Raw genomic sequence first — 12293 nt, 5'->3', positions numbered from 1 at the left:
ACGTGGTATGATAAGCGGCGGTCATACTATGGAGGCGTTATGCGCGTCTTTATCACCGGCATTACCGGCCCGGTCGGCAGCTTTCTGGCTGATTACCTGCTGACCATCCCCGGCCTTGACATTCACGCATTCAAACGCTGGCGCAGCGATCCGCGCCCGATTGAGCATCTGTTGGGCAAGATTACCATCCACGAAGGCGATATCGAAGACGCCTTCGCCGTTGATCGCGCCATCGCCGTCGCCCGGCCCGACCGCATCTTTCACCTTGCCGCGCAAAGTTATCCCAGCGCCTCGTGGGATGCACCGATCTTGACCATGCGGGCCAATGTCGAAGGCACGATCAACCTGCTCGAAGCGGCCCGCCGCCACGTGCCGCATGCCCGCATCCACATCGCCGGCACCAGCGCCGAGTACGGGCCGGTGCGCCCGGAAGATGTGCCCATCCGCGAAGATCACCCGCTCCGCCCGGCCAGCCCCTACGGCGTGAGCAAAGTCGCCGCCGAGCTGAGTGGTTTGCAATATCACGCCAGCTACGGCCTGCACGTTGTCGTCACCCGCTCGTTCAACCATGTCGGGCCGCACCAAGGCGACCGCTGCTCGATCCAGACCTTCTGCCGCCAGATGACCTTGATCGAAGCGGGCCGGCAACCGCCGGTGATGTACGTGGGCAATCTAGCGCCGAAACGCGATTTCAGCCACACCCGCGACGTGGCCCGCGCGCTCTGGCTGCTGCTCGAACACGGCATCCCCGGCGAGGTGTATAACCTCTGTTCCGGCCACGCGGTGCGGATCGGCGATATTGTCGATATGGTGATCGCGATGGGGCGCGTGCCGGTGACGGTGCAAGTCGATCCGGCCCGCCTGCGTCCGGTCGATGAGCCGATTTTACAAGGCGATAACAGCAAACTGCGCGCAGCCACCGGCTGGCAGCCCGAAATCGGCATTGAACAGATTGTGGCCGAGGTCTTGGATTATTGGCGGCAGCAATTCGGCATATAATCGTTCGATGCCTTTGGCGGTAAAAAATCCACGGGCCTTATCGTGGGCGCAGAACATGCTACTCCCCCCTCTGCGCCCCCCCCCGCGCTCTCGGCGGTAAAAAATCCACGGACCTTATCGCGGCGCAGGATACGCTGCACCCTCGGCAGGAAAAAAATACGAGAGCACTATCATGGGCACGTTATATCTCGTCGCCACCCCGATCGGCAATCTCGAAGACATCACCTTGCGCGCGCTGCGGGTGCTGCGCGAAGTGCGGCTAATCGCCGCCGAAGACACCCGCCATACCCGTATTTTGCTCGACCACTACCAGATCACGACGCCGTGCATCTCGTACCACGAACACAACAAACTGGCCCGGCGCGCCGAGATACTGGCCGCATTGCAAACCGGTGACGTGGCGCTAGTCTCAGACGCCGGCACGCCGTCGATCGCCGACCCCGGCCTTGAGCTAGTGCAGGCATGTCTAGCAGAGGGGCACACCGTGACTCCCATCCCCGGCCCCAGTGCGCCACTGGCAGCGCTGGTCGCATCGGGAATGGACACCAGCCGCTTTGCCTTTATCGGCTTCCTGCCCCGCCAACCCCGCGAGCGCCGCGAATTGCTGAGCGAGATCGCCGATCTGCGGCTAACCGCAGTCTGTTTCGAGACGCCGCACCGCCTATTGGAGGCGCTGCGCGACATCGCCACAACGCTCGGCGAGCGCCAACTGGCCGTCGCCAACGACCTCACCAAACGCTTCGAGGCCATCGCGCGCGGTACCACGACTGAGCTAATCGAACACTTTACCAACCACCCGCCCCGTGGCGAATTCACCATCGTGATTGCCGGCGCCGAGCTGGGCAGCGAGCGCAAGCGCGACCGCCGGCGCCTGCACACCCAACCAGCCGCCCCCACCCCCGAAACTATCACCTCATACCTACACCAGCTCGCCGCCCAAGGAATCACAGGCAGCACTGCCGTGCGCCGCACCGCCCAAGAACTAGGAGCACCCAAAAATGCCGTCTACGACGTCTGGCGCAAGCTGTTTGGCGAATCATCATAACCGCGCAACAACGCTACCGCCGCCCGCACCCATTCGCCATTCTCGGCTGACGAGCGACCATCAGTCGCCCATTGTTCGAGCAAACCCAATGCGCTGTCATAATCCGCCCCGGTCAAGCAACCGCGCCGGTAGCGCTCGCTGATATATTCAATAATCAGCTTGCGCGATTTCCAGTATTTCGATCCGTCAAATGCCTGCAAGAGGGTGATCGTATCGGGCCGGTTATATTTGGGATCAGACTCAATCAGTGCCTCAATCGCCAGCAAACGGATCAACCAGTAACGATGGTTCGCCACGTTGGGGATAGCGAGGCACGCCGGCGCTATCCGCTGCGCCCGTACCAGATCACCAGCCAGCTTCACTGCATACAGCACAACATCTTGATGCGAGTCGTTGAGAACATGCAAGAGATCAGCTTCAGTAACCGGTGCCTGATACTCCCGCACCATCCGTAGCGTAAACTTACGCACACTTGCATCGAAATCGCGCAACAACTCGCTCCACACTTCGGCTCGCCACTCTGCCGGCGACACCGCCCGCATATAGACCTCCAGCGCTATCATGCGCAGTTGCGCGTATTCCTTGCGCTCGCGCATAAACGTGATCAGCGTGTCAGGAGTATGTTGCCCGGCGCCATACCCCACTCGTGCAACGAGATCGGCAATCTGTTGCGTACTCAAATCGTCACGGAGCCGATCGATCTTTGATTGCGAATAAGGATAGATCTCGTAGCCGCGAATGAGTTCGATTTCTTGGTATTCAGCCGGGGTAAAATCCGCAACTCCCATCTCATCCAAGATGTGACGAGCAAGCATGCGACTATTTAAACATTCCCAGATCAACAGTTGGCGTACAATTCGCTTCACATCCGCCGGCAGCAGTGGCTCTTTGCCGTGGAGTTTGCGGCTGAGGGTCGCATTGGACAGACCTATCGCCTCGGCCAGTTCAGCGAGCGTGTGATAGCGACGGCCATGCTGACGCTCGTTCGAGAGCGTTGTTTTCAACTGCGTTTTCACCAACTCAGTAAACGCTGCCAGCCGATCGGCTGGCAACTGGCCCGGCTGTCGATCAGCACAACATTGCTCAAAGCAACGGCGCAACGCATTGACCTCGGCGCGCAATTGCTCGATCTCGCGGCGTAAGGCATGGAGTTCAGCGTCGAGATTCATGCAATGGGCAACAGAGCTGAAGACCGCAAAACACTCGCAAAAAAGATCAAAGATTTTGAGCATTCCATGTGCTATAGTATAGACATGAAGAATGAACCGAACAAGTTATCCGATTGAATGGCGCTTAGAGTGCTGTTTTGAGATGTTCTTTGCTCGTCGCAAGGAAACTGGTGATAGCCGTCTAGAGAAACTATGAACCGCCAACGCCGCCCTCACCCCGACTGCCAAGCGTTTGTCAAGACGGTCGAAGAATTACGCCAACGCCGGCGCGAAGAACTAACCCGCCATCAACGACCGCAGAGCGACTGGCGCTATGAACCCAAGACCTTCACCTACAGCCAGTTCCGCGAAGTCTATTCGTCGTTCCCAGCTCTCCGGTCGGGGAAATTAAAGAAACCGCCATCACGCGCTATTGTGATGGAGATTGCCGATTACTTAGAATGCGATCTCACTGAACGCAACCGGCTGCTGATCAGCGCCCATCATTACCCCATCCAACCATACCGGTCAGGCGAGACATTAGCAACCTTCGTGCGGTTGGCCCGCGAGATTATGCAGTTCGTTCCGCTGCCGGCCTACATTATCAACCGCGATTGGGATGTGCTCGATGTGAACGAGTATTTGCTCGCTGTAGTGAGTATCACACGTGGCGAGTATGAAGCGATCCCGGTTGAAATGCGCAACATAATTCAGATAATCTTCGATCCGCATTCACCAATCTATCACCTAATGCACTTTGATCATGAGCACTGGCGCCGTTTCGCCCAGCGAAATATTTACGGCTTTAAGGTGCAAAACGCCTATTGTGAACGCGAGCCATGGTATATCGAGCGCGTGACGCGCTGGTGCAAATTACCCCATTTCAGCGAGTTGTGGGAGAACACTCTGATCGATGCGGACACGTCCCCCACGAGCGACGCTGCACCGCCATTCTATCTCTCGACCATACGCACGGCAACCGGCCAGATCATCCACTTTCGCTCGTTGTTTATCACCCTCAGTGATGAGCCCTATCCGCAGGTCGTGGCGTGGATGCCGGTCGATCACGACAGCCACGCTGCGATGAACGACCTCGGCATCCCCATCCCGCCGGGATGGATGCTGGGAGGGAATGGAGCGGAAGCTAGCGGCTAGTCACCCTGCAATTCGATCCAAGGTAATCACATCCTGCGCTCACCAGCGATAGTCGCGCCGCATAGCGAGTGCGGTCGCTGCCTTACTGCGTCGCGAAATCCGCCCGCGTCTTAACTTTTATCAACGTTGCGAGGCAAGCCAACCGGCTACACTGCCCAAACCCCTCTTCCGGCTATACCGCTACCAAATTCGGCCATTGGTTGCATTTCATAGAGTGAGCTAACCAAAACCGGCCTCAGCGCTATGGTCCGGCTGTTCATCGAAAGAGCGAACGCCGGACAAGTGCGCAGACGACAACGGAGCATCGTCTAAGGAGACAAGAATGAATCGAGCCGACTACTTCCTTGCCTCGATTGGCGATCCGCACCTGCGTGCCACCGTGCAACGGATCGCATCTCGCTTCGACCGTCTATCGCGCCACTTGCGCGAAATAGCCATGCAGCTCCACTTCACGCCGAACCATCTTGCGCGCCACTGCTATCTGAGTGAGAGCACCATGCGCAAATATATCGATAATCTCTACAAGGCGCTCGATCTGCGCAACGACATCGACGCGAATGTGTTTGATCACACGACCGTCATCTGTTTCGCCGCCCAGTATTGGCGCATGCGATGCCAAGAAGAACAGCATAATGCGGATGCATCGTGCTGGTAGGGGCACCGCGTGTTGTGCCCCAAGGGGTACCGCGTGCTGTACCCCCGTAAGCAACACCGCACGCGGTGTTCCTACAACACTCCCACCGAACTATTATCGCCCAACATCAACCGGTACGCCTTGGGCCGCAGCGGGCTGCGTCCGATCTCCACATTCCGCCCGATCAGGCTATCTTCCAAGCGGTGGGGCAAACCGCGGATGGTGCAATATTCCAGCACTATGCTATGCTCGATCTCGCACTCTTCGATGTGGCAGTGATGGTAGATCGAGGTAAACGGCCCCACATACGCATTCACAATCCGCGTATGCTCGCCGATAATCGCCGGCCCACGAATCGTGCTGTTGATAATTTCGGCCCCCGGCTCGACAATCACTTTGCCGATCAACTGCGAATCGCGATCGACGTATCCCTGCACCGACGGCTCCATCTCTTCGAGCACCAGCCGGTTGGCTTCGAGCATATCGTCTTTCTTGCCGGTATCGATCCACCACCCTTCATGGACGTAGGGGTAGACATTGTAGCCATTGCTCACCAGCCACTGGATCGCATCGGTAATCTCCAGCTCGCCGCGCGCCGAGGGCCGGATCGCCTCGACCGCCTCGAAGACGTGGTGATCGAACATATAAATCCCGACCAGCGCCAGATCCGACTTCGGTTCGCGCGGTTTTTCAACCAGCCGGATCACCCGCCCATCGTCATCGAGTTCGGCGACGCCGAACGAACGCGGATCGGCCACTTTCTTCAAGACAATCTGGGCATTGTAGTTACTGCGACCAAATTGCTCGATCAGCGGGCTGATCCCGCCTTGAATGCAGTTATCGCCTAAAAACATCACAAACCGGTCATCACCGAGAAAATCGCGGCTAATCTTGACCGCATGCGCCAACCCCAGCGGCGCTTCTTGCGGGATATAGGTAATTTTCACTCCCCACCACCGGCCATTGCCGACCGCTGCTCGAATCTCGTCGCCGGTATCGCCGATCACAATGCCGATGTCGGTGATACCAGCATCGCGGATCGCCTCGATGACGCGGAAGAGAACCGGCTTATTCGCTACCGGTACCAGTTGCTTGGCGCTGGTATACGTAATCGGACGCAGCCGGGTTCCTTTGCCGCCGCTCAGCACAAGACCTTTCATAACCGCCTTCTTCACTGGTATAAGCTTGCTTGCCGCCGATTGATTCTACACCATGTGGCGCGTCGTAGGGATACAGCGCTGCATCCCTCCATCTCTCGCTCTGTGTCATTGCTTCGGGTCGGTCTAGACAATGCAAAGCATTGCCTAGACTGACCCGAAGCAATCTCCCACGAACACGGACGTCATCATCGTTTTGGGTGTCATCCCCAATTCATATCGTGTTTACGCAAAATGATATTAGTGGTAGATTCTACCAAATGCAATGATTACGGAGGAGGAACTGCTATGGCCGAGATTCGTGGCATTATTAGCGCGATGCTCACCCCCTTTACCAGCGATGTCGGCCCGGTCGATTATGAATGGCTGCCGGGATATTTGCAATTTCTGGCCGATGGCGGCCTGCACGGCGTGCTCGCGCTTGGCACCACCGGTGAGGGGCCTTCGATGAGCATCGCTGAACGCATCCGCACCTTGGAAATCATCCTCCGGCATCGCGGCGAGCTGAGTGTGATTGCCGGCACCGGCTGTGCGGCGCTTACCGATACGATTACGCTGAGCCGGGCAGCGATTGAGCTAGGAGTAGATGCTATTTTGGTCATGCCGCCGTTCTACATCAAACAACCGAGCGAGACCGGTATCTTGGCCTATTTTCGCGCCCTCTGTGACGCATTGCCGGCTGAGGCGAGGGTGATGCTCTACCACATCCCACAAGTGACCGGCGTGCCGATTACGACCACGATTATCGATGGCCTGCTCGATAGCCATCCCGGCCAGTTCTTCGGCCTCAAAGACAGCAGCGGCGATTGGGAGCATTCCAAGATGCTGATCGACCGTTACTCGCAATTGCGCATCTTTACCGGCAGCGACCGCCTCATCGCTCGCGCACTGGCCGGTGGCGCCGCTGGCGCAATTACCGCCCTTTCCAGCGCCTTCCCCCGCCTTGCCCGCGCCGTGTTCGACGCTCACCACAACGGCGGTGATGTCTCGGCGGCCCAAGCCCGCCTCAGCGCCGTGCGTGACTTGATCGACCCCATCAATACCCCGCCAGCCCTCAAATCCGCGCTGGCATGGACGAGCAATCTGCCTGAAACGGCCCTACGATTGCCACTTATGCCGCTCAGTGATGCGGAAGCGGCGGCGCTGCGCGCCGCTTACGAGCGCATTATGGCCGGAGCATAAATGACTATCGCAGAGATCGCAACGCCATCCTCCACCCTTCGCGCTCTCTGCGATTCACGGTATACTAGGAGCGGCAAGCTGAATACCGGACGCGAAGACGCAAAGGCACGTATCCATGTCTTTGCGTTTTTGTCTTACCACCATACGCCCTATGAACCAAACGCCGTTAGCCAACCTGCACGTCCGCGAATTGACGCCGTTGCAACCGCCGCGCGCGCTCAAGACCGAATTACCGATTACCCCTGCCGCAGCCCAGACCGTCGCCGAGGCCCGCGCCGCGATTCGCCGCATCCTGCGCGGTGTCGATCAGCGCCGGATTATGGTCGTCGGCCCATGCTCGATCCACGATCCCGAAGCCGCGCTCGACTACGCCCGCCGCTTGCACGCCCTGCAACAGCCGCTCGGCGATCAGTTGCTGATCGTGATGCGCACCTACCTCGAAAAACCGCGCACCACCGTCGGCTGGCGCGGACTGATCAACGACCCCCACCTCGACGGTTCGTTCGATATGGGAGCCGGCCTGCGCATCGCCCGCCAACTGTTGCTGGCGATTAATGAACTGGGGATGCCGGTCGCCACCGAGATGCTCGACCCAATTAGCCCGCAGTACCTCGACGATCAGATCAGCCTCGCCACTATCGGCGCCCGTACCAGCGAAGCCCAAACCCACCGCGCGCTCGCCAGCGGCGTCTCGATGCCGGTCGGCTTCAAGAACGGCACCGACGGCGGGATCCAAGTCGCTGTCAACGCCTGCGTTTCGGCAGCGGTGCCGCACAGCTTCCTCGGCATTGACGAAGACGGGCGCAGCAGCGTGGTACGCACCACCGGCAACCCCGACAGCTTCGTGATCTTGCGCGGTGGCCGCCACGGCCCCAACTACCACCTTGAATACATCGTGCAAGCCACCCGCCTGATGCGCGAGGCCGAACGGACCCCAGCCGTGATGATCGATTGCAGCCACGCCAACTCCGGCGGCGATTTCCGCCGCCAAGAAGCCGTCTGGCAGACTGTGCTCGGCTATATGGTCGAAGAGAACTTGCCGATCATCGGCATGATGCTTGAGAGCAATCTATTCGAGGGCAAGCAACCGCTCGTCGCCGACCGCAGCACCCTCAAATACGGCGTCTCGCTGACCGATGGCTGCGTCGGTTGGGACACCACCGAACGCCTGCTCCACGAAGCGCATCTGGCGTTGAGCAGGCGGTAATGCGGGACAGACATCAACAACCGAATGGGGCAACGATCCGTGCATGGCAGATGCTGCCTTCATCCGTTCCGGCCACATGGGGGAACCGCACAGCCGTGCAGCTCTACAAACCGATTCGTTCCCCCATTCGTTGTCACGAAAGCCCCATGCACCGCCCGCACCGCCTTATCGGCGTCTGCCTCTGAGACGACCAACGAGATATTATTCTCGGTGCTGCCCTGCGCAATTGCGATCACGTTGACCCCCGCCGCACCGAGCGCGCCAAACACCCGCCCGGCAATCCCCGGCGTACCTCGCATGCCCGACCCGACCACGGCCACGATCACGACCGGCGTAATTGTGCCGATATGCTCGACATCGTGGGCGGCAAATTCACGATCCAGCTCGCAGCGCAGCTCATTCACCACCTTCGCCGCTTCGTCACCCGGAACAGCAAAACAGACGCTCTGTTCGCTACTAGCCTGCGAGATCAGCAACACATTCGCCCCGACCCGCGCCACCGCACCAAAGATGCGCGCTGCCACGCCGGTCAAACCAAGCATGCCCGGCCCGCCAACGGTGATCAGACTCAACCCTTTGATTGCCGTAATCGCCCGCACGCTTTCGCCATCACCTTCGGCATCAATTAACGTCCCCGGATGGCTGGGGTTGAAGGTGTTGCGGATGCGGATCGGGATGCGACGATGCACCAGCGGCTGCACCGTCTTGGGATGCAGCACATTCGCCCCGTAGTAGGCCATCTCTCCCATCTCGGCATACGACAGCCGGGGCAGGGTACGCGCTTCCGGCACGACTTTCGGATTCGCCGACAACACCCCATCCACTTCCTTCCAGAACCACACCTCGTCGGCATCGAGATCGGCGCCGAGGATAGCGCAGGTGTAATCGGAACCACCCCGGCCCAGCGTTGTCGGCACCCCGGCCCGCGTCGCACCGATAAAGCCGGTCACCACCGGCACCCGCTTCGCTGCTAGCAATGGCAACAACCGCGCCCGGCTGCGCTCGCGCGTATCCGGCTCGATCGGCGAAGCATTGCCGTAGCGATCGTCGGTCACTATCAGCTCGGTAGCATCGATTGCTTCAGCGTCAATTCCGGCGCTGCGCAGCGCCGCCGCAATCAAGCGCGCATTGAGCCGCTCCCCCAACCCGCTGAACAGGTCGAGCGCCCGCGGCGTCAGTTCGCCAAGTACCGCAATGCTGCGCGACAGATCACTCATGTAGTCGAGCATAGCCCGAATTTCCGGTTCGAGCGCCGCGCGCTCTTCCGGCGTCACCAATTCATTCGCCACCCGCATGTGCAGATCGAGCAGGCGCGGCGCGACCTGCGCCGTGGCATTGCCATCACCTGACGCCGCCGCCTTCGCCGCTGCAATTAAGGTGTCGGTGGTGCGCAGATCAGGCGCGTTCATCGCCGATACCACCACCACCACCTCGTGATCGCGGGCATACGCGCCGACAATCTCTGTCACCTGCCGGATCGCATCGGCGCTGCCGACCGAGGTGCCGCCAAACTTCATTACTAGCCGCATAGATGTTATCTCCTTCTCGCGCTAACTAAAAAACGTCGCGGTGCGCAATTTGCGCTTCACCGCGACGTGAATACCGTTATGAATTCTAACGCAAAGACGCTAAGGTTTTTAACGCAAAGACACTAAGATACAACATGCAGAGATCAGCGCATATCCACATCAAACCCTCTGCGCCCTTCACGCCTTTGCGTTTAATACCCTTTGCCCCCCTTTGCCCCCTCTGCGCCCCGGCCTCGTCACGGGATGAGCAACAGCTTCCCGCTCGTCGCCCGGCTCGCCAAGGCGATCTGCGCCTCGGCTGCCTCGGCCAGCGGATAGCGCCGGTCGATCCGCACCTGCAATTCACCCGCGCCGATCCACGCAAACAGATCGCTGGCCCGCCAGCGCAATTCGTCGGGGGTCGCGATGTAGTGAAAGAGGGTAGGCCGGGTCATAAACAACGAACCCTTGCTGCTGAGGGTCAGCGGCGAAATCGGCGACACCGGCCCGCTGGCGTTGCCAAAAGTGACGAACATCCCGCGCGGGCGCAAGCTGTCGAAGCTGCCTTCCACTGTGCTCGCCCCCACCGAGTCGTATACCACATCAACCCCGCGCCCGCCGGTAAAAGCCCGCGCCCGCTCGACAAACGACTCGCGGGTGTAGATGACTACCTCGTCGGCGCCGGCAACGCGGGCCAGCGCCGCCTTTTCCTCGGTCGAGACAGTACCGATCACCCGCGCCCCCAGCCGTTTGGCGATCTGGATCAGCAACAACCCCACCCCGCCGGCAGCGGCATGCACCAGACACGTATCGCCCGCTTTCAAGGGGAAGGTGCTCAAGGTGAGATAGTGCGCCGTCATGCCCTGCAACAGCACCGCCGCTGCGGTTTCCAGATCGACAGCATCAGGCACCCGCACCAGCTTATCGGCTGGCGCCAGCGCATATTCGGCATAGCCACCAATGGCAGTCACGCAACCCACCCGGTCGCCAACCACCCACTCGCTCACCCCCTCACCGACCGCATCAACGGTGCCGGCCACCTCCAGACCCAGCGTGAACGGCAACGGCTGCGGGTAAAGACCACTCCGATGGTAGATGTCGATAAAATTCACCCCCGCCGCCACCACCTTCACCCGTACCTGCCCCGGCCCCGGCTCCGGCATCGGAATCTCGACCAGTTGCAACAGCTCTGGCCCACCGGTCTGATGGATCTGGATCGCCCGCATCATTGCACCTCGCTGAAAGCTCGCCCTTGCGCTTACATTAGAAACCGACCTATACTATAACATAGGGTTGCTGCTCCAGTGTTGGCGAGTGCAGATAGCGATGGATGGATTGCGACCGTGTACCTGCCGTGTCCATCTCTGTTGCCCAAGCCAGCAGACGTGCGCAACATTGTGCCGGTTTATCTAGAGAGGCTGTGGCAGTTAGGCTGCCGCACACCGCCAAGGTGCTAACTTGAGCAGCTAAGCTGCTGCATCCTTCAGCAATCATCATCGATCAATCCGTTCTGTTCACAGGCTGTAACCAGAGAGATGTTCGCAACCGCGGGTGATGAACAACAGCGCTGGATCACCCAATATTCTCGCAATGACTAACCAGATGGGGGCAATAGTGCGTCAAAGTGGTCTTCCACCTGAATATTTCGAGCGATACGATGAGAGCGATGATCGCCTCTTCTATCTCTACCCCCGTCTCACTGCCCATATCGATGAACTGGCTTGCTGCGCCGTGACCCAGTTGATCCGCGAGGAACTGCCCAACGGTAGCTGCCTGCTCGACTTGATGAGCAGTTATGTCAGCCATCTGCCAACTGATATTCCGCTGACCCGCGTGGTCGGGCTCGGTCTCAACGAAGAAGAGCTGCGGCTTAACCCGCAGCTCCACGAGTATGTCATCCACGACCTCAACGAAAACCCGCAGTTGCCCTTCGCCGACGCCACGTTCGACGGCGTTATCTGCACCGTCTCCGTCCAATATATGACTCGCCCGGTCGAGGTCTTCGCTGACGTGGCCCGTATCCTCAAGCCGGGAGGCCCCTTCATCGTCACCTTTTCCAACCGCTGCTTCCCCAGTAAAGCCGTGCGGGTCTGGTTAGCTACCAACGACCGCCAACACATGGAGTTGGTGCGTTACTACTTCGAGCTGGCCGGTGGCTTTGAACAGCTCCGGTGTCTTGACCGTTCGCCCCACCATTGGCTGAGCGATCCTCTCTACGCCGTTGTTGGGCGACGAGTGGTATAATCAGCGGCGAACGA

General features: G+C 59.4%; 11 protein-coding genes. 7 read left to right on the top strand and 4 right to left on the bottom strand.

Annotated elements, in window-relative coordinates:
- Positions 1-39 precede the first annotated feature (39 nt).
- Together U9R61_RS17190 and rsmI are read left to right on the top strand one after the other, a co-directional pair.
- Positions 40-999 (top strand): GDP-mannose 4,6-dehydratase, encoded by a 960-nt coding sequence (locus tag U9R61_RS17190; RefSeq protein ID WP_322490041.1) that lies wholly within the window; start codon positions 40-42, stop codon positions 997-999.
- Between the two features lie 172 nt (positions 1000-1171).
- Positions 1172-2044, top strand: coding sequence for a 16S rRNA (cytidine(1402)-2'-O)-methyltransferase (gene rsmI / locus U9R61_RS17185; RefSeq protein ID WP_322490040.1), 873 nt, complete (start codon positions 1172-1174; stop codon positions 2042-2044).
- On the opposite strand, the gene U9R61_RS17180 is transcribed toward rsmI, so the two are convergent.
- Positions 2005-3213 (bottom strand): hypothetical protein, encoded by a 1209-nt coding sequence (locus U9R61_RS17180; RefSeq protein WP_322490039.1) that lies wholly within the window; start codon positions 3211-3213, stop codon positions 2005-2007. The two genes, rsmI and U9R61_RS17180, sit on opposite strands and share 40 nt — an antisense overlap.
- A 192-nt stretch (positions 3214-3405) precedes the next feature.
- On the opposite strand from U9R61_RS17180, the gene U9R61_RS17175 reads away from it, so the two are divergent.
- Both U9R61_RS17175 and U9R61_RS17170 read left to right on the top strand, forming a co-directional pair.
- Entirely contained in the window at positions 3406-4347 is a 942-nt protein-coding gene (locus U9R61_RS17175) for a hypothetical protein (protein ID WP_322490038.1), read from the top strand.
- A 322-nt stretch (positions 4348-4669) separates the two neighbouring features.
- On the top strand, positions 4670-5002 hold the full coding sequence (locus U9R61_RS17170; RefSeq protein WP_322490037.1) for a hypothetical protein: 333 nt from the start codon (positions 4670-4672) through the stop codon (positions 5000-5002).
- A gap of 71 nt (positions 5003-5073) precedes the next feature.
- Here the strand turns inward: U9R61_RS17170 and U9R61_RS17165 are convergent, their stop codons facing one another.
- Positions 5074-6141 carry a glucose-1-phosphate thymidylyltransferase gene (locus tag U9R61_RS17165; protein WP_322490036.1) on the bottom strand — a complete coding sequence of 356 codons (1068 nt, stop codon included), beginning with the start codon at positions 6139-6141 and terminating at the stop codon, positions 5074-5076.
- A 285-nt stretch (positions 6142-6426) separates the two neighbouring features.
- Here U9R61_RS17165 and U9R61_RS17160 point away from each other — a divergent pair, with 285 nt between their 5' ends.
- A complete protein-coding gene (locus U9R61_RS17160) occupies positions 6427-7320 on the top strand; it encodes a dihydrodipicolinate synthase family protein (RefSeq protein ID WP_322490035.1) in 894 nt (297 codons plus the stop codon).
- A 151-nt stretch (positions 7321-7471) separates the two neighbouring features.
- Complete coding sequence (locus tag U9R61_RS17155) at positions 7472-8527, top strand: 3-deoxy-7-phosphoheptulonate synthase (protein WP_322490034.1); 1056 nt, start codon at positions 7472-7474, stop codon at positions 8525-8527.
- A 59-nt stretch (positions 8528-8586) separates the two neighbouring features.
- On the opposite strand, the gene U9R61_RS17150 is transcribed toward U9R61_RS17155, so the two are convergent.
- Both U9R61_RS17150 and U9R61_RS17145 read right to left on the bottom strand, forming a co-directional pair.
- Positions 8587-10056, bottom strand: a complete 1470-nt coding sequence (locus U9R61_RS17150) for an aspartate kinase (RefSeq protein ID WP_322490033.1) — start codon at positions 10054-10056, stop codon at positions 8587-8589.
- A 236-nt stretch (positions 10057-10292) separates the two neighbouring features.
- A complete protein-coding gene (locus U9R61_RS17145; RefSeq protein ID WP_416208867.1) occupies positions 10293-11261 on the bottom strand; it encodes a quinone oxidoreductase family protein in 969 nt (322 codons plus the stop codon).
- A 376-nt stretch (positions 11262-11637) separates the two neighbouring features.
- Between U9R61_RS17145 and U9R61_RS17140 the strand changes: the two genes are divergently transcribed.
- Positions 11638-12279 carry a class I SAM-dependent methyltransferase gene (locus U9R61_RS17140; RefSeq protein ID WP_322490031.1) on the top strand — a complete coding sequence of 214 codons (642 nt, stop codon included), beginning with the start codon at positions 11638-11640 and terminating at the stop codon, positions 12277-12279.
- The last annotated feature ends 14 nt before the right edge of the window (positions 12280-12293 follow it).

Source organism: Chloroflexus sp. (assembly GCF_034431535.1).
Lineage (GTDB): Bacteria > Chloroflexota > Chloroflexia > Chloroflexales > Chloroflexaceae > Chloroflexus.
This window is presented reverse-complemented; position numbering and strand designations above follow the sequence as displayed.